This is a genomic window from Pseudomonas cavernicola (assembly GCF_003596405.1).
Lineage (GTDB): Bacteria > Pseudomonadota > Gammaproteobacteria > Pseudomonadales > Pseudomonadaceae > Aquipseudomonas > Aquipseudomonas cavernicola.
On record NZ_QYUR01000002.1, the window covers coordinates 159,627 to 184,072 of the forward strand.

At 61.1% G+C, this 24,446-nt stretch carries 22 protein-coding genes and 3 tRNA genes; 15 read left to right on the forward strand and 10 right to left on the reverse strand.

What is annotated here, in order from left to right; translation table 11 throughout:
* The first annotated feature begins 3 nt into the window (after positions 1-3).
* The 3 genes from D3879_RS01075 to yacG all read left to right on the forward strand — a co-directional run bounded on the left by D3879_RS01075 (position 4) and on the right by yacG (position 1,827).
* Complete coding sequence (locus tag D3879_RS01075; protein WP_119952299.1) at positions 4-876, forward strand: prepilin peptidase; 873 nt, start codon at positions 4-6, stop codon at positions 874-876.
* 133 nt (positions 877-1,009) lie between these two features.
* Positions 1,010-1,630, forward strand: coding sequence for a dephospho-CoA kinase (coaE, locus tag D3879_RS01080; protein WP_119952300.1), 621 nt, complete (start codon positions 1,010-1,012; stop codon positions 1,628-1,630).
* Positions 1,627-1,827: a DNA gyrase inhibitor YacG gene (yacG, locus tag D3879_RS01085; RefSeq protein ID WP_119952301.1), complete on the forward strand. Its 201-nt coding sequence runs from the start codon at positions 1,627-1,629 to the stop codon at positions 1,825-1,827. The genes coaE and yacG overlap by 4 nt, the downstream gene beginning before the upstream one ends.
* Positions 1,828-2,465: 638 nt before the next feature.
* On the opposite strand, the gene D3879_RS01090 is transcribed toward yacG, so the two are convergent.
* Both D3879_RS01090 and D3879_RS01095 read right to left on the reverse strand, forming a co-directional pair.
* On the reverse strand, positions 2,466-3,155 hold the full coding sequence (locus D3879_RS01090; RefSeq protein WP_119952302.1) for an energy-coupling factor ABC transporter permease: 690 nt from the start codon (positions 3,153-3,155) through the stop codon (positions 2,466-2,468).
* A 67-nt stretch (positions 3,156-3,222) separates the two neighbouring features.
* A complete protein-coding gene (locus tag D3879_RS01095; protein WP_119952303.1) occupies positions 3,223-3,648 on the reverse strand; it encodes a GNAT family N-acetyltransferase in 426 nt (141 codons plus the stop codon).
* Between the two features lie 142 nt (positions 3,649-3,790).
* Here D3879_RS01095 and D3879_RS01100 point away from each other — a divergent pair, with 142 nt between their 5' ends.
* The 5 genes from D3879_RS01100 (at position 3,791) to D3879_RS01120 (ending at position 6,931) form a co-directional block, all read left to right on the forward strand.
* The gene (locus D3879_RS01100) at positions 3,791-4,213 is read left to right on the forward strand and encodes a thermonuclease family protein (RefSeq protein ID WP_218567805.1); all 423 of its coding nucleotides are present in this window, start codon (positions 3,791-3,793) and stop codon (positions 4,211-4,213) included.
* Positions 4,214-4,231: 18 nt separating this feature from the next.
* Positions 4,232-4,861 (forward strand): DUF1780 domain-containing protein, encoded by a 630-nt coding sequence (locus tag D3879_RS01105; RefSeq protein WP_119952305.1) that lies wholly within the window; start codon positions 4,232-4,234, stop codon positions 4,859-4,861.
* On the forward strand, positions 4,858-5,352 hold the full coding sequence (locus D3879_RS01110) for an MOSC domain-containing protein (protein ID WP_119952306.1): 495 nt from the start codon (positions 4,858-4,860) through the stop codon (positions 5,350-5,352). Before D3879_RS01105 ends, D3879_RS01110 begins: the two co-directional genes overlap by 4 nt.
* A gap of 40 nt (positions 5,353-5,392) precedes the next feature.
* Positions 5,393-5,566, forward strand: a complete 174-nt coding sequence (locus tag D3879_RS01115) for a DUF3094 family protein (protein WP_119952307.1) — start codon at positions 5,393-5,395, stop codon at positions 5,564-5,566.
* A 63-nt stretch (positions 5,567-5,629) separates the two neighbouring features.
* Positions 5,630-6,931, forward strand: a complete 1,302-nt coding sequence (locus D3879_RS01120) for an NAD(P)/FAD-dependent oxidoreductase (RefSeq protein ID WP_119952308.1) — start codon at positions 5,630-5,632, stop codon at positions 6,929-6,931.
* A gap of 324 nt (positions 6,932-7,255) precedes the next feature.
* On the opposite strand, the gene D3879_RS01125 is transcribed toward D3879_RS01120, so the two are convergent.
* From D3879_RS01125 to D3879_RS01135, 3 genes are all read right to left on the reverse strand, one after another.
* Positions 7,256-7,331, reverse strand: a tRNA-Lys gene (locus tag D3879_RS01125).
* A 5-nt stretch (positions 7,332-7,336) separates the two neighbouring features.
* Positions 7,337-7,413: transfer RNA gene (locus D3879_RS01130), tRNA-Pro, on the reverse strand.
* Positions 7,414-7,423: 10 nt separating this feature from the next.
* Positions 7,424-7,499: transfer RNA gene (locus tag D3879_RS01135), tRNA-Asn, on the reverse strand.
* A 208-nt stretch (positions 7,500-7,707) separates the two neighbouring features.
* On the opposite strand from D3879_RS01135, the gene D3879_RS01140 reads away from it, so the two are divergent.
* Together D3879_RS01140 and D3879_RS01145 are read left to right on the forward strand one after the other, a co-directional pair.
* The gene (locus D3879_RS01140) at positions 7,708-10,044 is read left to right on the forward strand and encodes a DUF1631 domain-containing protein (RefSeq protein ID WP_119952309.1); all 2,337 of its coding nucleotides are present in this window, start codon (positions 7,708-7,710) and stop codon (positions 10,042-10,044) included.
* Positions 10,045-10,053: 9 nt separating this feature from the next.
* Positions 10,054-10,386, forward strand: coding sequence for a PilZ domain-containing protein (locus D3879_RS01145; RefSeq protein ID WP_119952310.1), 333 nt, complete (start codon positions 10,054-10,056; stop codon positions 10,384-10,386).
* Positions 10,387-10,968: 582 nt separating this feature from the next.
* Here the strand turns inward: D3879_RS01145 and clpB are convergent.
* The 3 genes from clpB to rluD form a co-directional block, all read right to left on the reverse strand.
* Positions 10,969-13,533, reverse strand: a complete 2,565-nt coding sequence (clpB, locus tag D3879_RS01150; protein WP_119952311.1) for an ATP-dependent chaperone ClpB — start codon at positions 13,531-13,533, stop codon at positions 10,969-10,971.
* Between the two features lie 222 nt (positions 13,534-13,755).
* A complete protein-coding gene (gene pgeF, locus D3879_RS01155; protein WP_119952312.1) occupies positions 13,756-14,493 on the reverse strand; it encodes a peptidoglycan editing factor PgeF in 738 nt (245 codons plus the stop codon).
* Positions 14,494-14,503: 10 nt separating this feature from the next.
* A complete protein-coding gene (gene rluD / locus D3879_RS01160) occupies positions 14,504-15,478 on the reverse strand; it encodes a 23S rRNA pseudouridine(1911/1915/1917) synthase RluD (RefSeq protein ID WP_119952313.1) in 975 nt (324 codons plus the stop codon).
* Between the two features lie 146 nt (positions 15,479-15,624).
* Here rluD and D3879_RS01165 point away from each other — a divergent pair, with 146 nt between their 5' ends.
* Positions 15,625-16,641 carry an outer membrane protein assembly factor BamD gene (locus D3879_RS01165; RefSeq protein WP_119952314.1) on the forward strand — a complete coding sequence of 339 codons (1,017 nt, stop codon included), beginning with the start codon at positions 15,625-15,627 and terminating at the stop codon, positions 16,639-16,641.
* Between the two features lie 106 nt (positions 16,642-16,747).
* Positions 16,748-17,970 (forward strand): IS3 family transposase gene (locus D3879_RS01170; RefSeq protein ID WP_119952315.1). Its coding sequence is split into 2 segments (ribosomal slippage): positions 16,748-17,099 and positions 17,099-17,970, totalling 1,224 coding nucleotides; the frame shifts between segments, so codons are not numbered across the junction.
* Positions 17,971-18,130: 160 nt separating this feature from the next.
* Here the strand turns inward: D3879_RS01170 and D3879_RS01175 are convergent.
* A complete protein-coding gene (locus D3879_RS01175; protein ID WP_119952316.1) occupies positions 18,131-19,762 on the reverse strand; it encodes an NAD+ synthase in 1,632 nt (543 codons plus the stop codon).
* A gap of 180 nt (positions 19,763-19,942) precedes the next feature.
* Here D3879_RS01175 and D3879_RS01180 point away from each other — a divergent pair, with 180 nt between their 5' ends.
* From D3879_RS01180 to D3879_RS01190, 3 genes are read left to right on the forward strand one after another with little or no spacing between them, the layout of a single operon-like run.
* Positions 19,943-20,179 carry a PP0621 family protein gene (locus D3879_RS01180; RefSeq protein ID WP_119954845.1) on the forward strand — a complete coding sequence of 79 codons (237 nt, stop codon included), beginning with the start codon at positions 19,943-19,945 and terminating at the stop codon, positions 20,177-20,179.
* The gene (locus D3879_RS01185; protein WP_218567806.1) at positions 20,169-21,761 is read left to right on the forward strand and encodes a sensor histidine kinase; all 1,593 of its coding nucleotides are present in this window, start codon (positions 20,169-20,171) and stop codon (positions 21,759-21,761) included. Before D3879_RS01180 ends, D3879_RS01185 begins: the two co-directional genes overlap by 11 nt.
* A gap of 2 nt (positions 21,762-21,763) precedes the next feature.
* Complete coding sequence (locus D3879_RS01190; protein ID WP_119952318.1) at positions 21,764-23,104, forward strand: sigma-54-dependent transcriptional regulator; 1,341 nt, start codon at positions 21,764-21,766, stop codon at positions 23,102-23,104.
* 184 nt (positions 23,105-23,288) lie between these two features.
* Here the strand turns inward: D3879_RS01190 and thiO are convergent, their stop codons facing one another.
* A complete protein-coding gene (gene thiO / locus D3879_RS01195) occupies positions 23,289-24,404 on the reverse strand; it encodes a glycine oxidase ThiO (RefSeq protein ID WP_119952319.1) in 1,116 nt (371 codons plus the stop codon).
* Between the last annotated feature and the right edge of the window lie 42 nt (positions 24,405-24,446).

The following is a 24,446-nucleotide window of genomic DNA, read 5'->3' on the forward strand; positions in this document are numbered from 1 at the left end:
CTTATGTCCTTGCTCGATTTTCTGGCCAGCCATGTGCTGGCCTTTGTTTTGTGCGCGCTATTACTGGGCCTTCTGATAGGCAGCTTCCTTAATGTAGTCATACACCGCCTACCGAAAATGATGCAGCGCGACTGGCAAACCCAGGCCCGGGAGATTCTGGAATTACCGGCCGAGCCGGCCGGGCAGACATTCAACCTGATTCTGCCCAACTCCCAATGCCCCCACTGTGGCCACGAGATCAAGCCCTGGGAAAACATCCCCGTGGTTAGCTATCTGGCCTTACGCGGTAAATGCTCGAACTGCAAAGCACCAATCAGCAAACGCTACCCGATGGTGGAGCTGGCCTGTGGACTGCTGTCAGCCTATATAGCCTGGCACTTCGGTTTTAACTGGCAGGCCGGCACCATGCTGTTGCTGACCTGGGGCCTGCTGGCGATGAGCTTGATCGATGCCGACCATCAGCTGTTGCCGGATGTACTGGTGCTGCCGCTGCTTTGGCTGGGCCTGATCCTCAGCTACTTCGGTCTCTTCACTAGCCTGGAAAATGCGCTCTGGGGCGCTATTGCGGGCTACCTGAGCCTGTGGTCGGTGTATTGGCTGTTCAAGCTGGTGACCGGCAAAGAGGGCATGGGCTATGGCGACTTCAAGCTGCTGGCCATGCTTGGTGCGTGGGGGGGCTGGCAGATTTTGCCGCTGACCATTCTGCTCTCGTCGCTGGTAGGCGCGGTGTTCGGGGTGATTATGCTGCGCCTGCGCAATGCCGAAACCAGCACGCCTATCCCCTTTGGCCCTTATCTGGCGATTGCCGGCTGGATTGCGCTGCTCTGGGGTGATCAAATAACCGGGACTTATCTTCAATTCGCCGGTTTTAAATGACGCTCATCTCCCTAAACCTACTGCGCCACTCGATAGCTGCGTCAGCTTCTCGCTCAAGCCTCGCCGTACCGGCTTGTACTGTCTCGGCTTTCGCCGCGAACCTTCCTTGCTCTCGAGCGGCTCGCCACGGTTTATGGAGGCGCCCGTGAAACCCTGGATTCTTGGCCTGACGGGTGGCATCGGCAGCGGTAAAAGCGCGGCTGCTCAGCACTTTATCGACCTGGGCGTGCATACCGTAGATGCCGACCACGCCGCGCGCTGGGTCGTGGAACCCGGTCGACCGGCCTTGGCACAGATCGTCGAGCACTTCGGTGACGGTGTGCTGCAAGCGGATGGCCAGTTGGATCGTGCGGCTTTGCGCGCACGCATTTTCCAGAGCCCGGAAGAACGGCGCTGGCTGGAAGCACTGCTGCATCCGCTGATCGGGCAGGAGATCATCAGCAATCTGGCCCGCGCCGAATCCCCCTACGCCATCCTGGTCTCGCCACTGCTGGTGGAATCCGGCCAACATCAGTTGACCCAGCGGGTGCTGGTGGTGGATGCCCCGGAGCAGTTGCAACTGCAACGCACCATGCAGCGCGATCAAGCGCCCGAAGAACAGGTGCAGGCCATTCTCAAGGCCCAGGCCAGCCGCGAAGAACGTCTACGCCATGCCGACGATGTACTGCTCAATGACCGCGATCTAAAATGGTTGCAGACTGAAGTCGAACGCCTGCACCATTTTTACCTGACACTGCGCGGAGGCCAGTCATGAGCCAAGCCCCAACCGTTACTTGCCCCACCTGCGGCGCCCCGGTCGAATGGGGTCCGCAAAGCCCGAGCCGGCCGTTCTGCTCCGAGCGCTGCAAACTGATCGATCTGGGCGCCTGGGCGGCTGAAGAACACGCGATTCCCGGCGACCCGCTGGAAGATGACATCTTCTCCGGCGATCTACCGCCACGACAGCATTGATCAGCCCGTAGGGTGGATTAGCCGCGCAGCGGCGTAATCCACCGCAGCGCAAAAACGAACACCCTACACAAGGCAAGGCGTGTGGGTAGGCCAGTCAATCAGTTCGCGGTAACGGTGGAAGCCCCTTTGGGGATTCCACCCTACGGTCCTACCGCCACGGCAGCATTGACCAGCCCGCAGGGTGGATTAGCCGCGCAGCGGCGTAATCCACCGCAGCGCAAAAACGAACGCCCTACACAAGGCAAGGCGTTTGGGTAGGCCAGCCAATCAGTTCGCGGTGAACGGTGGAAGCCCCTTTGGGGATTCCACCCTACGGTCTACTCTGCGGGCAAGAGACGGCCTCGGCGTAGGTTGGCGCTGAGCGCAGCGATGCCCAACAAGGAGTCGCCCCGTGACTCCCAATACTCGGTCTCAAGATTAGAAGCCCGGCCTTGCAGGCCGGTTGTTGGGCATCGCCTTCGGCTCAGCACCAACCTACGAATTGCGTTTTTCCAATACACGACCTGCATCCGTGAAAGTAGGCTGGGTAGAGCCGCTTTTGGGCGAAACCCAGCATTGCCCGGAGCTGGGTTTCGCTACGCTCTACCCAGCCTACATCGTCGGGTACCGGCGGAAATAAATTGGCTATGTAACCGCTCCTAGCGCGGCGGCTCGTCATCCTTCCAGGGCGCCTGCAGGTAACGGGTACGGTTGAAGGTTTCCAGCCAGTCCGGCTGGAACACCACCAATGCAGTCACCACCATGCCGTTGATAAACGCCTCGGGAAACATCACCAACCAGAGGTAACCGACAAAATCCTCCAACCAGGCGGGCATGGGAAAGCGCCCATCGAACCAGAGCACGCCAAGCCCGACCAGCACACAGAGCAACGCCGCCAACGCCGCAGGAAAGAAGCCCGAGCAGAAGATGTAAACAAACAGATTACGTGGCTGCGAACGCTCCACCAGCAGCGCGCAGACCTCGGTCACCAGCACCGGGATCAGCACCAGCAACACTCCATTCAACCCCAACGCGGTGAACTCCTGGCGACCGATGGCGAGCAGGCCGAACTGCGCCGCCAAACCGCCGAGCACGGCCAGCGGCCAGTCGAGCAGCAGAGTCACGGCCGTCATCCCAATGAAATGGAATGACACCCCAACGTCGAAGTCACGCCGCACCAGCCACAGCAGAAACAACGCCAGCACAGTGCCAAACAGCAGATGCTGGCGTCGAGCATCGCTGAATAGCTCCAGCCACGGCGCACGCCAGACCGCCCACAGCAGCGCAGGCAGATAAAGCGCCCAGCCCGCTACGAGGCTTGTCGGTGAAAGCAGCTCAGCGGCAATCATCGGATCACCGGCCCCGGCTCCCGCCTCCACAACGACAGCAAACCCAACAACCATCCAGCCTTAAGCCTCACGCCGATACCCTCCGAGTGGAATACAGCTGAATATCCTCGCGCGGGCCCCAGCCAGGCTGCGCCTCCCAGAAAGCCAAAGCCTCTGGCGCATCACGGAGAACAAACACGTGGGATTTTTGCACCCCCAACGCCGCCAGCCGCGCGAGCGTTTCAACCAACAGGGCTTGCGCCAGGCCACGACCGCGGTACGCCTGGTCAACCACCAGATGCTGCAAATAACCACGGCGCCCGTCATGCCCGACCAATACACAACCAGCCAGCCGACCATCAATTTCACTCAGCAGGCTTAAGTCTGGATTTCGCAACAAATAGGCGCAGAACGGCTCGAAAGCATCCTCCGGACGAATACAGATACCCGGCGTACGCTGCCACAACGCCAGCAAAGCCGCGTGATCGGCAGACCTGATGGGACGAATCGACATGGGCAACTCCAAACCGAGCAATGGCTCAGTCTACACCGCGGCAAAGCCCGCTACAGAGCCGCCCGCTACTGCTGCAAGAGCTATGGGAATCAGCTAAAGTCGCGCCCCCTTTGGCAGACACGTATTCGCCATGCAACCGCTTTTGCCCCGCCTTGTTTTAGTTTTCACCCTCATCTGCGCCCCACCGCTACAGGCTACGGACAGCACTTACGGCAAAGTCCAGGTCGATGAAGTCACTAGCATCTATGACGGCGACACTTTCCGCGTGACCATCCGTGGCTGGCCCGCAGTCGTCGGCCAACGGGTGCCCGTGCGGCTCTACGGTATCGACACACCTGAAATGCGCGACAAACGCCCCAAGGTGCGCGATCTGGCCCGCCGAGCCAAGCAGTTCAGTGTCGAACGCCTGCGCAACGGCAAACGCATCGAGCTTCGTGAAGTTCGCCGCGACAAATACTTCCGCCTGCTCGCCGAAGTCTGGATCGACGGACAAAGCCTCGGCGCCCTACTGCTCAAGGCCGGCCTCGCCAAGCCCTACGACGGGGGTACCAAGAACACTTGGTAGCGGGCTAAGCTTGCAGACATGGATGACTCCGACTATTTACGCTTGCTGACCCATCAGGCCGAACAAGCCAACGACTTCCTCTCCAATGCGCGCAAGTGGGAACGCGAGCGTTGGGTCTGCCAACGCCTGTTACAAGCGCTGAATGTCCCACACCGGCTTGAGGAGTTCGGCGCTGCAAGCCAGGAACCACCGGATGTGCTGTTTCGCGAAGCCAGCTTCGAGGTGTTTTTTGTCCTCGACGAAGGCCGCCGCCTGAATGACGAATGGCGTGCCGAGCTGGAACGGCGTCGCAGTGCCTTCTCCCTCAGTCAACTGGTGCGCCGCGAAACCCGCCCACGGCGGATTCCCGCAGCCGAGCTGCAGGCCCGTCTGGCACCGACTTTACGCAAAAAAGCCCACAACTATCGCGAACGCGGCCTCGACCTCGGCGAGCTGGACCTGCTCGCCTGCGTCAACCTGAAACGCGCCATCGCCGACTTCAACAGCCCGTTCCCACCACCCACCGAGTTTCTGCTCCAGGGCTGGCGCTCGCTCTCGCTAGTCGGCCCGAACTTCGCCCGCGTGCTGTTCGCCCACTCGGGCGCGCCAGACTTTCTGCGCAACAACCTCGGCCGCAGTGTGCTGCTGGATGTCGGGATCAGCCTATGAGCCCGCTGCAGGAGCTGCTCGCGGACGTCCCGCAACAGGGCCGCGTGCGCTGGCTTGGCATACGCCCAAGCGCACACGCGCAGATGCTCGAACTGGAGGCTGTGGAGGCACGACGCGAAGCCGGCCTGACCGGCGACCACGCCCGCCCCGGCCCGCGTAACGCACGGCAGGTGACGCTGATTCAGTGGGAACACCTAGCCGTGATCAGCGCCTTGCTCGGTCGAACCCCAGACCAGCCAATCACCCCACAAGATTTGCGCCGTAATATCGCCATCAGTGGGATCAATCTGTTCAGCCTGAAAAATCGGCGCTTCCAGATTGGTCAGGCTGTGCTAGAAACTACCGGCTGGTGTCAGCCCTGCGCGCGACTGGAACAGCGCCTGGGTCGTGGCGCCTTCCAAGCCACTCGTGGCCATGGCGGAATTACCGCCCGCGTACTACAAAGCGGAATTATTCGACTGAATGACGACCTCTGCGTTGAGCCCTTGTGAAGCGCGCAGCTAGAATGAATCACTCCCTATCGAGGCATCTATGTCCAGCCGACTGAGTCCTGACGACCAACAACGTGTCGACCAGTACCTGAGTGCCCCTCAGCACCAAGTCGAACGCCGGCCCTTTCGGCCCTGGTTTTTGCTGTTCATTGTGCTGGCCTTGGTCATCGGCCTCGGTCTGTTAAGCCGCCTGCTGAGCCGTTTAGTGCTATGAGCTGCTTCGCGCTCGCCTATCCGGCCATTTCCCGAATCCCTAAAAGCCTTATGAGATATCAACATGTCCCATCGCATTGTGATTGTCGGCGGCGGCGCCGGCGGCCTGGAGCTTGCCACCCGCCTGGGTAGCACCCTGGGCAAGCGCGGCCAAGCCAAAGTCGTGCTGGTCGACGCCAACCTGACGCATATCTGGAAGCCTCTGCTGCACGAGGTGGCCGCTGGCTCGCTGAACTCATCGGAAGACGAGCTGAACTACGTCGCGCAGGCCAAATGGAACCACTTCGAGTTTCAGCTCGGGCGCATGGCCGGGCTTGATCGTGCGAACAAGCAGATCCACCTGGCTGCCACCCTCGACGAACAGGGCGAAGAACTGATGCCCGAGCGCGAGCTGAGCTACGACAGCCTGGTCATCGCCGTTGGCAGCACCACCAATGACTTCGGCACCCCCGGCGCCGCCGAGCATTGCCTGTTTCTCGATACGCGCGAGCAGGCTGAACGCTTCCACCGCCAGTTGCTCAGCCACTACCTGCGCGCCCACGCCAGCCAAAGCGACGTCGCCGAACAAATCAGCGTGGCAATCGTCGGCGCAGGCGCCACTGGCGTAGAGTTGGCCGCCGAACTGCACCACGCCGCCCACGAACTGGCTGCCTATGGCCTGGATCGCATCCGACCGGAAAACATGCGCATCACCCTGATCGAGGCCGGCCCGCGTGTGCTGCCAGCACTCCCCGAGCGCATTGGCCAGCCCGTGCACAAGACCTTGGAAAAGCTCGGCGTCACCGTACTGACCAGTGCCTCCGTTAGCGAAGTGACCCGCGAAAGCTTGAAGACCGCCCAGGGCCAGACCATCTCCGCCAGCCTCAAAGTCTGGGCCGCCGGCATTCGCGCCCCGGACTTTCTACAGGATCTGGATGGCCTGGAGAGCAACCGCATCAACCAGTTGCAAGTCCGCCCAACCCTGCAAACTACGCGCGACGACAACATCTTCGCCTTCGGTGATTGCGCCGCCTGTCTGCAACCGAACAGCGACGGCCGCAACGTTCCGCCACGCGCGCAAGCGGCACACCAGCAAGCCTCGCTGCTGGCCAAGTCGCTCAAGTTACGGATTGAAGGGCAGGCGCTGCCGGAGTATCGCTACCGCGATTACGGCTCGCTGATCTCCCTGGCGAGCTTTTCCGCGGTGGGCAACCTCATGGGCAACCTGACCGGTAGCGTGATGCTCGAAGGTTGGTTGGCGCGGATGTTCTATGTCTCGCTGTACCGCATGCACCAAATGGCGCTGCACGGCATCTTCCGCACCCTGCTGCTGATGCTCGGCGACCTTATCGGCCGCAGCACCGAGCCGCGCCTGAAGCTGCATTAAAGCGCCTGTAGGAGCGAATTCATTTCGCCCGGGGAAGCGCATCTGTGAAGGTTGGCTGGGTAGAGCCGTTTTCCGGCGAAACCCAGCATTGCCCAGCGCTGGGTTTCGCTACGCTCTACCCAGCCTACGGTGTCAGGCGTCGGTGGAAAAAATTGTCTATGCGCCCGTTAACTGTCGAGTCGGACTGCGCAGCGTGAACAAATCCACGTATACACGTGTCGCGAAAACAAAAAAGGCGCCCCGAAGGGCGCCTTTTTTGTCGGCTACGATGCTTTTAACATCTCGCCTTAAGATTCAACCCTTTAATCAAACAAGGGCAGAAAATGGTGGGTCGTGTGGGATTCGAACCTACGACCAATTGGTTAAAAGCCAACTGCTCTACCAACTGAGCTAACGACCCAAAAATGGTCGGGGTAAGGGGATTTGAACTCCTGACATCCTGCTCCCAAAGCAGGCGCGCTACCGGACTGCGCTATACCCCGGTTGAAAGATTGGCTCCGCGACCAGGACTCGAACCTGGGACCCAATGATTAACAGTCATTTGCTCTACCGACTGAGCTATCGCGGAACTACTAGCCTTCATCTCTTTTACGGCTTAGGTGTTATCCGTTTCCCGTATCAGAGGCGCGCCATTTTACGGTTCTCGGCGACGCTGTCAACCCCCTAAATAGCTTTTAAGACAATGCGTTGCAGCTGAGTGATGGGCTGCTATATCTTTCCTTAAGATCTCGCCGCAGCAGGATGCACCAGCCGCCAGGCTAAAATCAGGACAGTCCATGAGCAACCAGGACACACCCCCCATCTCCCCCAAAGTGCTCCAGACATTGGCCAGCCGTGGCATTCAGCCACGCTTTGGTGAATTAGTGCAGGGTTGCCGCAAGCTCGCCATGAACCGTCTGGCCGAGCACCTCTCTGGGGTCTTCGGCCAGGTCGATGACACGCTTTTCGAGTGTGCGGAAAAGGCCGAAAACAATCAGGTGCAGACGCTGTTTTTCGACAACATGCGTGAAATCCGCAAGCAGCGCCCGCAAATCGAGCGCGCCTACCACCAACGCGTGGCGCAAAATTTCTCGAACTTTCTCGACGGCACGCCAAAAACCCAAGACCCGCCAGAAGAACTGAAGGCCGAACAACTCTCGCTGGTACGGAACGAGGATTACGAGGAAAGCCTGCACGTCACCAATATGGTCAGCCGCGTCAAAGCGCGCTGCGCTCAACCGCTATTTGCCTTGGAACAGCGCCTGGCAGTGCTGAACAACGGGCAGAAACTCGGCGAAGACAGCAATCCTTTCGGCCCCCTGGCCATCGCCCAGGCCTTCCGTGAAGCGCTGGCGCCCAACCCCTTCCCGGCACAGATCAAAACCGTCCTCTATATGCTGTTCGACCGCCACGTCATGCAGAGCCTCGACCGACTCTATGACACGATGAATCAGCGGCTGATCGACGCCGGCGTGCTGCCCAACCTGAAATATGGCGCGCAACGTGCGACCAGCAGCACGCGACCGCCGTCCTCAACCGCCCCCGAGCCTAATGCTGTGGCGTCGACTGACGGCCAACATCCTGCCACCGCCACCAGCAACGGTGTGCCCCCCGTGGCGGCGCCAGTCGACCTCAGCGGCCCACCCCCGAACGACCCTGGCGCCCTGTTCAGCGGCCTGGCGGCCCTTCTCGGCGAGCGCCGCCAACACGATGTGGACGCCCCACTGCTTGGCGGCACACGCAGCATTGCCAGCCTCGCCCCCCGTGGCGCAACTCGCACCTATAGTGCCAATGAACTGCTGAATGCCCTCAATCGCCTGCAACAGCAGTCGACCCACGACCTGTCGCAACGCCTACAACGCCCGCAACGGGTGGAAGGACTCAAAGTCGATCTGCAGCAACAATTGGAGACCCACAGCAGCCTGCCCGGCCAACAGAAACTCTCCGACCAGGAAGCCGATGTCATTGACCTGGTGGGTATGCTGTTCGACTTCATCCTCGACGACGACAACTTGCCGGAAAACTGCAAGACCGCCCTCTCCCACCTGCACACGCCTTACTTGAAGGTCGCGCTACAGGACAAAGCCCTGTTCACCCAGCACCACCATCCAGCCCGCCGCCTACTAGACGCCATGGCCCAAGCCGGCGCGCTGTATGGCGGCGAGGGCGACGAGCGCGGCCTGCTGACGAAAGTGCAATGGGTGGTCGAGCGAGTGATTCATGGTTTCAGCGGCGATTTGCTGCTGTTCGAAAGCCTGCTAGAAGAGTTCAACGAATACGCCAGCGACCTCCAACACAAGGTCGAACTGCGTGAGCGCCGCGCTGTGGAAGCAGCCAAAGGCCGCGACAAACTGCTCAGCGCCCGGCAACAGGCAGTCGAGGTGATCGCCCGCACCCTGGCCGGACGCGAGCTCCCCGCCATCATCCACAACTTCCTTGAGCTGACCTGGGCCGACACGCTGGTGTTCGTGCTGCTCCGGCACGGCGAGCGCAGTATCGAATGGCAGCGCGCGAGCGAAGTAGCCGAACAGCTGGCCTGGAGTAGCACCCCGCTGGATGCCGCGGGCCGTGAGCGCCTGCCAGGGTTGCGCGTGGCCTTGCTGGACGAGCTGCGTAAAGGTCTGGAGTTGCTCGGCGGTTATCATGAAGACGGCATACGCCGCCTGCTGCAAGACATCGTCGCCTGCCAGCATGCGGTGCAGGCGAAACAACCGCAGATCGCCGCCCAACTCAACCCCATCCTCCCGGAAAGCCCACTGGGCGCCATGCTTGGCGAGGACGCCGTGCTCGCCAGCACCGCACCACGCGCCTCCGGCCTGTCGCCACGTGCACAGCTGCTGGCCAAGGAGCTAACGCAGATCGAATTCGGCACCTGGTTCGAGTTTGTCGAGGGAGAACAGGTTCGCACTCTCAAGCTGTCCTGGTTCAGCCCAACCACGCACAACTATATGTTCGTCGACCACAGCGGCCAGCGTGTCGCGATCAAACCCCTCACGCTGCTGGCCAGTGAAATGGAGCAAGGCTTGGCGCGCATTGCCCCGCATGAGCGTAGCGCGCCCCTGTTCGATCGCGCGCTCTCTGCTATCTACCGCGTGCTGCAGCGCTTTACCGGCCGCACAGCAGACCCCAGTTAAGGAGCCTCAATGGAAGATCGTCGTCAGCACAGCCGCCATACGCCCGAGCTGCAGCTGGAAGTCTTCGACCTGCATACCGAAAAACGCCTCGGCCGCGTGGTCGACCTCTCGACCGATGGCTTTATGTTGTTCAGCAACTGCCCGCAGGTGGCCGACGCCCTGCTCGAATGCCGCCTGGTCGCGGCACAGGCAGTAGAAGGGGTCAGCGAGGTCAAGCTCGGCGCCGACTGTCTATGGAGCCGCCCTGGCGCGGACGGTCAGCACTGCTGGGCCGGTTTTCATATCATCGACCTGGCGGAAGATCAGGCCGCCGCGCTGGAGGTACTGCTTCGACACCTCTGAGCACCAATAAAAAGGCTCTTCGCGGAATCCCGTGGAAGACTGGTAGGGTGGGCTTTAGCCCACCGATACAGGGCGCGTGGTGGGCTAAAGCCCACCCTATCAACTCGTTTAAGCATGCGTCTGCGCTTTTTATCCCCTCGCCCCTCTGGGGAGAGGGTTAGGGAGAGGGGAGCATGGCCAAACGAATTCAGTTTTTGCCGCGATTCACCCTCCCCCAGCCCCTCTCCCGCGAAACGGGCGAGGGGAGCCAGACTGGTAGGGTGGGCTTTAGCCCACCGATACAGGGCGCGTGGTGGGCTAAAGCCCACCCTACCAACTCGTTTAAGCATGCGTCTGCGCTTTTTATCCCCTCGCCCCTCTGGGGAGAGGGTTAGGGAGAGGGGAGCATGGCCAAACGAATTCAGTTTTTGCCGCGATTCACCCTCCCCCCGCCCCTCTCCCGCGAAACGGGCGAGGGGAGTCAGTTTGTAGGGCGGGTTAGCCGCAAAGCGGCGTAACCCGCCAACGCCTCCAACAGACAACGCCACGTACCGGCTGATGGTGGGTTACGCCTACGGCTAACCCACCCTACGCCTAACAGCCTTAGGCAAAGACGATCTCGTCACCCTCAACCGTACCCGTGACGCTCGCCCCTGGGGCGAACTTGCCGGCCAGGATCAGCTGCGCCAGCGGGTTCTCGATCCAGCGCTGGATCGCGCGCTTCAGCGGCCGCGCGCCATACACCGGGTCGTAGCCAATGGCGATCAGCTTATCCAACGCCTCACTACTCAGCTGCAGATTCAGCTCGCGCTCAGCCAGGCGTGTACGCAGGCGGCCCAGCTGGATCTCGGCAATCCCGGCGATTTGCTCCCGCGCCAGCGGCTCGAACACCACCACCTCGTCGATCCGATTGACGAACTCCGGACGGAAATGCGTACTCACTGCGTCCATCACCGCCGCCCGTTGCGCCTCGCGATCACCGACCAACTCCTGAATCTGTACCGAGCCCAGATTGGAAGTCATCACGATCACCGTGTTGCGAAAATCCACGGTACGCCCATGGCTATCGGTCAGGCGACCATCTTCCAGCACCTGCAAGAGCACGTTGAACACGTCAGGATGGGCCTTCTCCACTTCATCCAGCAGCACGACGGAGTACGGCTTACGGCGCACCGCCTCGGTCAGGTAGCCACCCTCCTCATAGCCCACATAGCCCGGCGGCGCGCCGATCAAACGAGCAACTGAGTGTTTCTCCATAAACTCGGACATGTCGATCCGCACCAGCGCCTCTTCAGTATCGAAGAGAAACTCGGCCAGTGCCTTGCACAGCTCGGTTTTACCGACCCCGGTGGGGCCAAGGAAGAGGAACGAACCACTCGGCCGATTCGGGTCGGACAGCCCGGCGCGCGAGCGGCGCACCGCGTTAGCCACGGCGATCACGGCCTCGTTCTGACCGATCACCCGCTGGTGCAGCAAGCCTTCCATTTTCAGCAGTTTGTCGCGCTCGCCTTCGAGCATTTTCGAGACCGGAATACCGGTCCATTTGGAGACGACCTCAGCGATCTCCTCCTCGGTGACCTTGCTGCGCAGCAGCTGGTTCTCCGCCTTACCGTGCTGATCGACCATCTGCAGGCTGCGTTCGAGGTCGGGGATGATGCTGTACTGCAACTCCGCCATCCGCTCCAGGTCACTCTTGCGCCGAGCGGTCTCGAGCTCCTGGCGCGACTGCTCAATCTTCTGCTGGATCTGCGCCGAGCCCTGGACTTCGGCCTTCTCCGACTTCCAGATATCTTCCAGGTCGGCGTATTCGCGCTCCAAGCGAGCAATATCGTCTTTGAGCTTCTCCAGCCGTTTTATCGCCGCGTCATCGTCTTCCTTCTTCAACGCCTGCGCTTCGACCTTCAACTGAATCAGCCGACGCTCCAGGCGGTCCAGCACTTCTGGTTTGGAATCGATCTCCATGCGAATCCGACTGGCTGCCTCATCGACCAGATCGATGGCCTTGTCCGGCAACTGGCGGTCGGTGATGTAGCGGTGGCTCAACTTCGCCGCTGCAATGATCGCGCCGTCGGTAATCGCCACCCGGTGGTGCACCTCGTAGCGCTCCTTGAGGCCACGCAGGATGGCGATGGTGTCCTCCTCGCTGGGCTCATCCACCAGCACCTTCTGGAAGCGCCGCTCAAGGGCCGCATCCTTTTCGATGAACTGGCGGTACTCATCCAGCGTGGTGGCGCCGACGCAGTGCAGCTCGCCACGCGCCAACGAGGGCTTGAGCATGTTACCGGCGTCCATCGCACCCTCGGCCTTGCCCGCGCCGACCATGGTGTGCAGCTCATCGATAAACAGAATGATCCGCCCTTCCTGCTTGGACAGCTCATTGAGCACCGCTTTCAGGCGCTCCTCGAATTCACCGCGGAACTTGGCGCCGGCGATCAGCGCGCCCATGTCGAGCGAGAGCAGGCGTTTGTCTTTCAGCCCATCCGGCACCTCGCCGTTGACGATCCGTTGCGCCAAACCCTCGGCGATCGCGGTTTTGCCGACGCCCGGCTCACCGATCAGCACTGGGTTGTTCTTGGTTCGCCGTTGCAGCACCTGAATGGTCCGGCGAATTTCATCATCGCGGCCGATCACCGGGTCGAGCTTGCCTTCTTCGGCACGCTTGGTCAGATCGACGGTGTATTTATCCAACGCCTGGCGCGCCTCCTCGACGTTCGGATCATTCACCGCATCGCCGCCGCGCAGGTTGCTTACCGCGTTCTCCAGGGCCTTCTTGCTCACGCCCTGACCGAGCAGCAGCTTGCCGAGCTTGGTGTTCTCGTCCATCGCAGCGAGCAGCACCAGCTCACTAGAGATAAATTGATCGCCCTTCTGCTGCGACAGGCGATCCGCCTGATTGAGCAAGCGCGCCAAGTCCTGCGACAGGTTCACATCGCCGGTCGGGCTCTGGATCTTGGGTAGATGGTCGAGTTCCTTGGCCAGTGCCTGGCGCAGGCTGTTCACATCGAAGCCGACCTGCATCAGCAGCGGCTTGATCGAACCACCCTGCTGCTCAAGCAACGCCTGCATCAGGTGCAGCGGCTCGATCGCCGAGTGATCGAGGCCGACCGCGATGGACTGGGCATCGGACAACGCCAGTTGCAGCTTGCTGGTTAAACGGTCAATTCGCATAGAGTCATCCTTCGTTTAAGAGCAGGCCGGCACGATGAGCGTGCCTCTGACGAAAGCCTGCCGAGATACCAGTCTAGATGAGGACGATTGTGCGGGATTCAAGGCGAATGGGACTGTTCGAGAGCAATCGTAGGCTGGGTAGAGCGTAGCGAAACCCAGCCAGGCCCTATGCTGGGTTTCGCCGAAAACGGCTCTACCCAGCCTACATAAGAGAGGGAGGATTCAGGAAGTCAGCCAGACCAGCGAGGCGAAACGACCGGTACGCACACTGCGCCGGTAGGAATAGAAGCGTGGATCGCTGACGGTGCAGAAGCCGCCGCCATACACCGCGGTGACGCCACGCGCAGCCAGCCGCAGACGCGCCAAGGCATAGATATCCGCCATAAAGCGCCCGGCATTCCGACTCGGCAAGAACGCCGCCGCAGTTTGCGGATGAACCGCGACAAAAGCTTCACGGACTTCCGCGCCGACTTCGAAGGCTTGCGGGCCAATCGCCGGACCCAGCCAAACCAGCACCTCTTCGGCCGGCAGCGCCAGCGTATCCAGCGTCCCCTCCAGCACCCCACCGACCAACCCACGCCAGCCGGCATGCGCCGCTGCCACACGGCTACCGGCGCGATCGCAAAACAGCGCCGGCAAACAATCGGCAGTCATCGCCGTACAGGCGATACCCGGTGTAGCCGTCCAACTGGCGTCGGCTTCAGCGACCAGGCGCGGATCAGCCTCCGCCACGGCAATCCCATGCACCTGACGCAACCAGGCGGGCTGGCAGCCCAGTTGCGCAGTCAGACGCTGACGGTTTTCTGCAACGGAGGTGGGATTATCCTCGACATGCTCGCCGAGGTTGAAGGTATCGAATGGGGCAACGCTGACGCCACCCGCGCGCGTGGTGACGCAGGCCTTGACCTGGGCTGGCGCAGGCCAGTCCGGGGTCAGCCAATCGTTCGCCCAGGCGCTCATTCAGCACCACTCAGCCGACAAAGGCTTCGCGATCCTGACGCAACAGCGTCAGCAACCAGACGAAGTCATCCGGCAAGGGTGATTCCCACTTCATGCGCTGGCCGGTGACCGGGTGATCCAGCTCCAGGAAGCGCGCGTGCAGGGCCTGGCGTGGGAAATCCTTCAGCGCCTGAACCATGGTCGGGCTCGCGGCCGGCGGAATGCGAAAACGCCCACCGTAGGCCGGATCGCCGACCAGGGGGAAGTTCACATGGGCCATGTGCACACGAATCTGATGGGTCCGCCCGGTTTCCAGCTTGACCCGGGTATGGGTGTGCGAGCGGAAGCGCTCCAGCACACGGAAATGACTGATGGCTTGCTTGCCACCCTCCATCACCGCCATCCGCTGGCGCTGCTGACCATGCCGCCCAATCGGCGCGTCAATCTTGCCGCCCGCGGTGATCACCCCGATTACGATGCACTCGTAGATCCGACTGACCGAACGCTTCTGCAGCTGATCGACCAGGTTGGTCTGCGCCTGCAGCGTCTTCGCCACGACCATCAGACCAGTGGTGTCTTTGTCCAGACGATGGACGATGCCTGCACGCGGCACGTTGATCAGCTCCGGGATGTGGTGCAGCAGCGCGTTCAGCAGGGTGCCGTCCTGATGCCCGGCCGCCGGGTGTACGACCAGGCCAGCCGGTTTGTTCAGCACCAGCAACTGGTCGTCTTCGTAGACGATATCCAGCTCAATGTCCTGGGCGATCCATTCACCTTGGGCTTCCTGCTCAGCTTCCAGCACCAGCACGCTGCCGCCATGCACGATATCTCGCGGGCGCAACACCGCACCGTCGACCGTCAGGCAGCCGTCTTTGATCCAGGCGGAAAGGCGCGAACGAGAGTGCTCGGAGAAGAGTTGTGCGGCGACTTGATCGAGACGTTGCCCGCCCAGCTCGGACGGCACCTCGGCGCGCAGTTGAATCGCTAGTTTATTAATCGGAGGCATGCTCGGTAACGGCGGGGCGTAGCCTTTGGTTTCAGCTACGCGCTTGTGGTTAAATACGGCGTCTTTGTCCCGGGGTAACCGGGGCGCTCATCATAACAGGACGGCTCTGCTCAAGACAGCCAGCCGTCACAGGGACGCAAGCCGCCATGCAAGTGAAACACCTGCTGCTGATCGCCATCCTCGCACTCAACGTCGCTTGCTCGTCCAATGATGTGGTCGATGAAAACCTGAGTGAGACCGAGCTGTACCAGCAGGCACAGACCGATCTGGACAATAAAAGCTACACCAGCGCAGTCAGCAAGCTGAAGGCTCTGGAGTCGCGCTATCCGTTCGGTCGCTATGCCGAGCAGGCACAGCTGGAACTGATCTACGCCTACTACAAAAACATGGAGCCGGAGGCCGCCAAGTCCGCCGCCGAGCGTTTTATCCGCCTGCACCCGCAGCATGCCAACGCCGATTACGCCTATTACCTGAAAGGCCTGGCCGCCTTCGATGAGGATCGTGGCCTGCTGGCGCGCTTTCTACCGCTGGACATGACCAAGCGTGATCCGGGCGCGGCGCGCGATTCTTTCAACGAGTTCGCCCAGCTCACCAGCCGCTACCCGAACAGCCGCTACGCGCCAGACGCCAAGCAGCGCATGATTTACCTGCGCAACCTGCTGGCCGCCTACGAAATACACGTTGGCCATTACTATCTGAAACGTCAGGCCTATGTCGCCGCCGCCAACCGTGGCCGCTATGTCGTCGAGAACTTCCAGGAAACTCCCGCCGTCGGCGATGGCCTGGCGATCATGACCGAGGCTTACCAGCGCCTGGCCCTGAACGACCTCGCCGCGACCAGCCTGGAAGCCCTGAAGCTGAACTACCCGGATCACCCGAGCCTGGTCGACGGCCAGTTCGTACCGCTGGAAGAGGAAGCCGACAATCGCTCCTGGCTGAGCAAAGCCACCCTCGGCCTGATCGAAAGCGATGCGCCGCTGCCACCGGGCGAAACCCGCGCCAGCCAGGACGTGATCAAGCAGTACGAAGATGCCCAGGAAGAAATCCCGGACGAGTTGCAGCCGGAGAACCAAGGCGCAGAGGCAGAAGAACAACACGAGGCGGAAGGCAACAATGACGACCGCTCCTGGTTCAGCCGTATGACCTTCGGCCTCTTCGATTGAGGTAGCACGGAACAAAAAAGGGAGGCCATCGGCCTCCCTTTTTATTTTGCTTTTGTCTCGTCCTGAATAAGGTTTACACCTTCTGACCTATTTTCAGGAGGATGCAATGGATTCGGGGGAAAGGCGCAGTCAGCGCGATTACACACTGACTTTTAAATTGGCGGTCGTCGATCAGGTCGAAAAAGGCGAACTGAGTTATAAAGAGGCTCAAAGGCGCTACGGGATTCAGGGCAAGTCAACGGTGCTGGTGTGGCTCCGCAAGCATGGTCGGCAGGACTGGAGCCAAGGTGCTTCCATTCGCATCCAGAGGAACTGCCCCATGGGCGAGCCAAATCTTCCGCTGACACCTGAGCAGCGAATCAAAGAGCTTGAAGAGAAACTCGCGCTGGCCAACCAGAAGGCCCAGTTCTTTGAAGCCGTCGTTGACGTTTTGAAGAACGATTACGGTGTTTCTGTCGTAAAAAAGCGACCCGGCAAGTCCTCTCCCAAGGGCAAGTCAAAGACCTGAGCATCACCAGGGCTTGCCAATTCATGGGGATCTCCCGTCAGGCGTATTACAAGCGCAACCGGGCTTATGACGCTCGAGTCAGCCATAACCAGCAGGTGATGGGGTTTGTGCTGGAAACACGACGTCAGCAACCAAGGCTCGGCACTCGCAAGCTGCACAGCCTCATGCACGCTAAACCCGATGCGGCCTTGAAAGTCGGTCGGGATCGGCTATTCGATATTTTGAGAGATTGCCGGCAATTGGTTCCCCGCAAGCGGGCGTACCACAAAACTACCGACAGCCATCATCGCTTCCGCCGCCACCCCAACTTGCTCAAGGCGGGCCCGGAGCAAGTCGTCGCCACGGGCCCCGAGCAAGTCTGGGTGGCCGACATAACGTACCTGCCGACCCAGCAGAGCGTCGCTTATCTAAGCCTGGTAACCGACGCGTACTCGCGCAAGATCGTGGGGCATCATGTGCACGAAAGCCTGCACACCACCTCCGTAATCCAAGCGCTGAAGAAAGCCCTCAAGCAGAGAAGAACCGGCCAGCCGTTGATGCATCACTCGGATCGAGGTGTTCAATACTGCTCCGAGCTTTACCAGCGGCTGCACGCCAAACATGGCATCACATGCTCGATGACAGACGGCTACGACTGTTATCAGAACGCTCTGGCCGAGCGAGTGAATGGGATCTTGAAAACCGAGTTTCTGCTACACCGGCCGAAGGATCTCGCGGAGGCAACCCGGATGATTGATGAGTCAGTGTTGATCTACAACAGCAAACGGCCCCATCTTGCTTTGCAATACAAAACGCCCGATGCGGTGCATCGGGCGTTTTGAGTGACGCAGGTGTCAACCTATTTCAGGACTAGACATTTATTCGTAGGGTGGATAGCCGTAGGCGTAATCCACCATCAGCCGATACGGGGCGCTGCCTGGCGGCAGCGTTGGCGGGTTACGCCGCTGCGCGGCTAACCCGCCCTACATAACCGCTCCAAGCTCAGTCGCCCAAGCGCCAGCCGGAAGTAATCGGATAGCGCCGGTCGCGGCCGAAACCACGCTGAGTCACCCGCACGCCCACCGCCGCCTGCCGGCGTTTGTATTCATTGATATCCACCAGGCGCAGCACGCGATTGACCGTGTCTTCATCAAAACCCTCGGCGATGATGGCATTGGCCGACAGGTCGTACTCGATATACAGCTTCAATATCTCGTCGAGCACCGGATAAGCCGGTAGCGAGTCCTCATCCTTCTGATCGGGCGCCAGCTCGGCAGACGGCGGACGGTCGATCACCCGCTGCGGGATCACCGCACCGAGCGTGTTGCGGTATTCGCAGAGGCGGAACACCAGGGTCTTCGGCACATCCTTGAGCACATCGAAGCCGCCGGCCATGTCGCCATAGAGGGTCGCGTAACCCACCGCCATCTCGCTCTTGTTACCGGTGGTCAGCACCAGATAGCCCTTCTTGTTGGAGATCGCCATCAGCAGAGTGCCGCGGCAACGGGCCTGTAGATTTTCCTCGGTGGTGTCGCGCGCCAGCCCTTCGAAGACTGGCGCCAACGTGCCCATAAAGGCCTCGACCATCGGTGCTATCGGCAAGACGCGGTAAGTCACCGCCAGCGCTTTTGCTTCGGCTTCGGCATCTTCCAGGCTGATTTGCGCGGTGTAGCGATACGGCATCATCACCGCCTCGACCCGCTCGGCCCCGAGAGCATCGACCGCCACCGCCAGGGTCAGCGCCGAGTCTATTCCGCCGGACAAGCCCAGGATGACGCCCTTGAAGCCGTTTTTCTGCACATAGTCTCGCACCCCCACGACCAGCGCCTGATAGACGCTGGCCTCCAGCTCCGGCAGCGGCGCACAACTGGCAGGCCGTGGCGTCACTTGCTCACCATCGAAGGTGAGGTCGACCGGATACAGGCCCTCACTGAAGGCTGGCGCGCGCTGACTGATCCGCCCATCGGCGGTCATGACGCAGCTGCCACCGTCGAACACCAGTTCATCCTGACCGCCAACCTGGTTGACATAGACAATCGGCATGCCACTCTCGCCAACCCGCTCGACCAGCACTTCCTCACGCTCGCGCTGCTTGTCCAGGTGGAAGGGTGAGGCATTCAGGCTGAGCATCAGCTTGGCGCCGGCAGCCCGCGCTTGCGCCACCGGTTCGGCAAACCAAATGTCCTCACAGATCGTCAGCGCCAGCGGAATGCCTTTGATCTCCAACACACAGACCTCGTTACCGGGGACGAAATAGCGCTTCTCGTCGAACACCCGATAATTCGGCAGCTTCTGTTTGTAGTAAGTCGCCAGCAACTCGCCGTCGGCGATCGCGGCGCAGGCGTTATAGCGCTGCTCGCCGTCCAGCCAGGGGTAGCCCACCACCAGGTAAATGCCGCGCACCTCGTCTTTCAGGCGCTGCAGGCCCTGCTCAATCCGCCGCTGCATGCTCGAGCGCAGCAGCAAATCTTCCGGCGGATAGCCGCACAGGGCCAATTCCGGAAACACGATGACATCCGCTTTCCACTGATCGCGGGCGCTACAGGCGGCCTCGATGATGCGCTCAACATTGCCGTGTACATCACCAACTCGCAGATTCAGCTGGGCCATTACGACCCGCAGGGTTTGGCTCATCACCCGCCTCCACAGATAAAGTTGCACGCACTCCTCATCCATTGGACAAGTGCACGCTACAGATCTGTCATTCTCCCGCATCAACACTAGCGGAAACAACGCACAGCATGTGCCTTTGCCGTCTGTGCTGGCGCCCCGTCCTTGGCTAAACTGCCAGCCTTTAGATAAGAAGAGAGTGCCATGGGCCTGTTCCGCCTGCTGTTCTGGGTCGCCGTGATCGCCGCCGCTATCTGGTTATGGCGCCGCTTGAGCCGTCCCGCTCAGCGCCCCACCCCCAAGCCAGACAACACTGTGCCCATGGTTCGCTGCGCCCATTGCGGCGTGCATGTGCCACGCGAGCACGCCCTCCACCAGAACCAGCAGTGGTTCTGCAGCCAGGCCCACCTCGAGCAAGGTGCCAAGCACGGTGATCGCTGAAGCACTAGCCCTGAGCGGCAACCAGGGCCGACGGATTCTGCGGCTGTATCACCTCTACCGGCTGGTCATTGGCCTGGCTCTGGTGCTGTTGATTTCCAGCAACCTGGACGATCAACTGCTCGATCTGGCCAATGACAAGCTGTTCCGCTATGGCAGCTGGCTCTATCTGGGCCTGAATTGCGTAGTCGCGGTACTGGTGCGCCGGCCCCAGCACTTGCTGCAAGTCTTCAGCCTAGCCCTGGTCGACGTCACCCTGCTCTCGGGGCTGTTCTACGCGGCCGGCGGCACACCCAGCGGGATTGGCAACCTGCTGATTGTTGCGGTAGCCATCGCCAACATCCTGCTCCGCGGGCGGATCGGCCTGCTGATCGCCGCAGTCGCGGCCATTGGCCTGATCTATCTGACCTTCTACCTCAGCCTGAGCAATCCGGCCGCCACCGCTCAATATGTGCAAGCTGGCGCGCTTGGCGCGCTGTGCTTTGCCGCCGCACTCTTTGTTCAGGGGCTGACCCGCCGCCTGCACGTCAGCGAAAGCCTGGCCGAACAGCGCGCCGCCGATGTCGCCAACCTGGAAGCACTCAACGCGCAGATTCTGCAACGCATGCGCACCGGCATCCTGGTAATGGATGCCCAGCATCGCGTGCTGCTGGCCAACCAAGGCACGTTGAGCCTGCTGGGGCGCACCGAACTGGCCGGTAAAATTCTCGATCCACTCTGCCCGGAACTGGTTAAGCGCCTGCAACAGTGGCTGCATAACCCGACACTGCGCCCGGCAAGCCTGCAAGCGTTCCCCGACGGCCCGGTCTTGCAACCCAGCTTCGTCACCCTCCAGCGCGGCGAGCAACGCCACACGCTGGTGTTTCTCGATGACATCTCGCAAATCGCCCAACAAGCGCAGCAGCTCAAGCTCGCCTCGCTCGGCCGCCTGACTGCCGGCATTGCCCACGAGATCCGTAACCCACTCGGTGCCATCAGCCACGCCGCGCAATTGCTACAAGAATCCGAAGCACTGGAAGGGCCAGACCAGCGACTGGCGCAGATCATCCAGGATCATTCGCGGCGCATGAACCTGGTCATTGAAAACGTCCTCCAACTCTCGCGCCGCCGCCAAGCCGAACCGCAGCTACTGGACCTGAAATACTGGCTGCACCGTTTTGCCAGCGAATTTCGCAGCTCTACCACCGCGAATCAGCTACTGCATCTGGAAACCACCGGCAGCACCATCCAGACCCGCATGGACCCGCATCAACTGACCCAGGTGCTTACTAACCTGGTACAAAACGGCTTGCGCTACAGCGCGCTACAGCACCGACAGGGCCAGGTCTGGCTAAAGCTATTTCGCGACCAAGACAGTGACCTGCCCGTGCTCGAGGTACTGGATAATGGCCTCGGCGTGCCGCCCGAGCAGCTGCAGCATATCTTCGAGCCCTTCTACACCACGGAAACTAAAGGCACCGGACTGGGCCTGTATATTTCTCGTGAGCTGTGCGAAAGCAACCAAGCCCGACTTGACTACAAAACCCGTGAAGTCGGCGGCAGCTGCTTCCGCATCACCTTCGCCCACCCGCGCAAACTGAGCTAACCATGACCGCACGGCAAAGAGCCCTGATCGTCGACGACGAGCCCGATATCCGCGAACTCCTGGAAATCACCCTAGGCCGGATGAAGCTCGACACCCGTAGCGCGCGCAACGTCAAGGAAGCCCGCGAGTGGCTAGCCCGCGAACCCTTCGACCTGTGCCTGACCGACATGCGCCTGCCGGATGGCACCGGCCTGGAGCTGGTACAACATATCCTCCAGCGTCATCCGCAGGTGCCCGTGGCGATGATCACCGCTTATGGCAGCCTGGATACCGCGATCAATGCCCTCAAAGCCGGCGCTTTCGACTTCCTGACCAAGCCGGTAGACCTTGGCCGCCTGCGCGAACTGGTCGCCACGGCCCTGCGCTTGCGCCCCCAAGCCGGCGAAGAAATGCCGGTAGACAGCCGCCTGCTCGGGGACTCGCCGCCCATGCGCACCCTACGCAAACAGATCAGCAAACTCGCCCGCAGCCAGGCACCGGTGTATATCAGTGGCGAATCCGGCAGCGGCAAAGAGCTGGTCGCGCGCCTGATCCACGAACAGGGGCCACGCACCGAGCAACCGTTCGTACCGGTGAACTGCGGCGCGATCCCCTCGGAGCTGATGGAAAGCGAGTTCTTCGGCCACAAGAAAGGCAGCTTCACCGGCGCCATCGAGGACAAACAAGGGCTGTTCCAGGCCGCCAATGGCGGCACCCTGTTCCTTGACGAAGTGGCCGATTTGCCACTACCGATGCAGGTCAAGTTGCTGCGCGCCATCCAGGAAAAGGCCGTGCGCGCAGTTGGTGGTCAACAAGAGTTGGTGGTGGACGTGCGCGTGCTCTGCGCCACCCACAAGGATCTCGCCGGCGAAGTCGCCGCCGGACGCTTCCGCCAGGATCTCTACTACCGCCTGAACGTGATCGAGTTGCGCGTACCGCCACTGCGCGAGCGCCGCGAAGATATCGCCCAGTTGACCGAAGTCATGCTCAAACGCCTGGCCGTAGGTACCGGTCTGGCAGCCGCCAAGCTCGACACTGAGGCCTTGGAAAAGCTGAAGAACTACCGCTTCCCCGGCAACGTCCGCGAACTCGAGAACATGCTGGAGCGCGCCTACACCCTTTGCGAGGATGACCAGATCCAGGCCAGCGATCTACGCCTGGCGGACACCCCCTGCGCCGTCGATGCCGGCGAAGCCAGCCTGGCGCAAATCGACAACCTCGAGGACTATCTGGAAAGCCTCGAACGCAAACTGATCGTGCAGGCCCTGGAAGAAACCCGCTGGAACCGCACGGCAGCTGCTCAACGCCTGGGCATGACGTTCCGCTCGCTACGCTACCGACTGAAGAAGCTGGGCGTCGATTGAGGCTTTCGCCGGTAGATACCGTCGCTCTCCTGTAGGAGCGGGTTTATCCGCGATGAGGCCTTCCGACCAACGCGGCCGTCGCAGCGGAAGCCCCCTCCACAAAAGCTACGCAGGTATCCTTCTGTGGGATCAGCGCCATTTTCGAGCCCGGCTTCGCGGGTAAATCCACTCCTACAAAAGCCCCTCAGAGCGGAGCCTGGCAAGGGGGTAAAGCAATCCGCGCCTGTGGCGCATAGGGTGCAGGATCGACAATCGGCTCGCGCCCCAGCATCAAGTCCGCCAACAGCTGGCAAGATGCCGGGGCCAAGACCAACCCATTGCGGTAATGCCCGCAGTTCAACCAAAGCCCGGCCAAACCAGGCACAGGGCCAATAAAGGGAATGCCCTCCGGTGAACCTGGCCTTAACCCGGCCCAATGCCCCACCACCTCGGCATCGACCAGTGCCGGCAAGAGCTCAACCGCCGAAGCCTTGAGGCTGGCCAACGCATCTTCGGTAGGCGTCTTATCGAAGCCGGCATGTTCCAAGGTGCTACCAATCAGGATGTGCCCATCCTTGCGCGGAATGGCATAACGCCCTTTGGCCAGCACCATGCTCGGCAGAAAATCCTCGGCGCACTTATAGAGGATCATCTGGCCCTTTACCGGCTCCACCGGTAACTCGATCCCCAGACTGGTCAGCAGTTCACCACTCCAGGCTCCAGCTGCGACCACCACCCGATCAGCATGGATATCCCCGTCAGCGGTACGCACACCACAGATACGCGCACCCTCGCGAATAAAACCGCTAACCGCACACTGCTCGTGCAGGGTCACGTTCGGCATGCGCAACAACGCCTCACGCAACGCCTTGGTCAACCGTGGGTTGCGTACATTGGCCACACCAGGCATATGCAGCGCACGGGAGAAACCCGGCCCCAGCGGCGGCACCGCCTCGTGCACCGCGCCGATATCCACCGAATGTAGCGGCCGCCCCTCTCGTACTGCCCACGCCAAGGCCTCTGCCTCGTCGTCCAGATCCAGCCAATACAAGCCGGTGACATACACTTCGGGATCGATCCCTGTCTCGGCCAACAACTGCTCAGCCAAGCGCGGATAGAAATCCTGCGACCAATGTGCCAAGGCCGTAACTGCCGGACTGTAACGCCAAGGGTAAAGCGGCGAAACGATACCGCCGCCGGCCCATGAGGACTCCCCTCCCAGCGCTCCCTGATCCAGTAGGCACACCTCGGCACCGGCCTCGGCCAATAACCGCGCCGACAATAAACCGATGGCGCCGCCGCCAACCATCAAGATCCGCATATATCCTCCAAAACAAACGGGCCGCATAAGCGGCCCGTTATA

Coding starts and splice junctions, on each gene's coding strand:
- D3879_RS01180 (WP_119954845.1), top strand. CDS start 19,943: ATGGGCCTGTTCCGCCTGCTGTTCTGGGTCGCCGTGATCGCCGCCGCT.
- D3879_RS01110 (WP_119952306.1), top strand. CDS start 4,858: ATGAGCCCGCTGCAGGAGCTGCTCGCGGACGTCCCGCAACAGGGCCGC.
- D3879_RS01105 (WP_119952305.1), top strand. CDS start 4,232: ATGGATGACTCCGACTATTTACGCTTGCTGACCCATCAGGCCGAACAA.
- D3879_RS01175 (WP_119952316.1), bottom strand. CDS start 19,762: ATGAGCCAAACCCTGCGGGTCGTAATGGCCCAGCTGAATCTGCGAGTT.
- D3879_RS01140 (WP_119952309.1), top strand. CDS start 7,708: ATGAGCAACCAGGACACACCCCCCATCTCCCCCAAAGTGCTCCAGACA.
- D3879_RS01165 (WP_119952314.1), top strand. CDS start 15,625: ATGCAAGTGAAACACCTGCTGCTGATCGCCATCCTCGCACTCAACGTC.
- D3879_RS01145 (WP_119952310.1), top strand. CDS start 10,054: ATGGAAGATCGTCGTCAGCACAGCCGCCATACGCCCGAGCTGCAGCTG.
- rluD (WP_119952313.1), bottom strand. CDS start 15,478: ATGCCTCCGATTAATAAACTAGCGATTCAACTGCGCGCCGAGGTGCCG.
- yacG (WP_119952301.1), top strand. CDS start 1,627: ATGAGCCAAGCCCCAACCGTTACTTGCCCCACCTGCGGCGCCCCGGTC.
- pgeF (WP_119952312.1), bottom strand. CDS start 14,493: ATGAGCGCCTGGGCGAACGATTGGCTGACCCCGGACTGGCCTGCGCCA.
- clpB (WP_119952311.1), bottom strand. CDS start 13,533: ATGCGAATTGACCGTTTAACCAGCAAGCTGCAACTGGCGTTGTCCGAT.
- D3879_RS01120 (WP_119952308.1), top strand. CDS start 5,630: ATGTCCCATCGCATTGTGATTGTCGGCGGCGGCGCCGGCGGCCTGGAG.
- D3879_RS01115 (WP_119952307.1), top strand. CDS start 5,393: ATGTCCAGCCGACTGAGTCCTGACGACCAACAACGTGTCGACCAGTAC.
- thiO (WP_119952319.1), bottom strand. CDS start 24,404: ATGCGGATCTTGATGGTTGGCGGCGGCGCCATCGGTTTATTGTCGGCG.
- D3879_RS01190 (WP_119952318.1), top strand. CDS start 21,764: ATGACCGCACGGCAAAGAGCCCTGATCGTCGACGACGAGCCCGATATC.
- coaE (WP_119952300.1), top strand. CDS start 1,010: ATGGAGGCGCCCGTGAAACCCTGGATTCTTGGCCTGACGGGTGGCATC.
- D3879_RS01095 (WP_119952303.1), bottom strand. CDS start 3,648: ATGTCGATTCGTCCCATCAGGTCTGCCGATCACGCGGCTTTGCTGGCG.
- D3879_RS01090 (WP_119952302.1), bottom strand. CDS start 3,155: ATGATTGCCGCTGAGCTGCTTTCACCGACAAGCCTCGTAGCGGGCTGG.
- D3879_RS01075 (WP_119952299.1), top strand. CDS start 4: ATGTCCTTGCTCGATTTTCTGGCCAGCCATGTGCTGGCCTTTGTTTTG.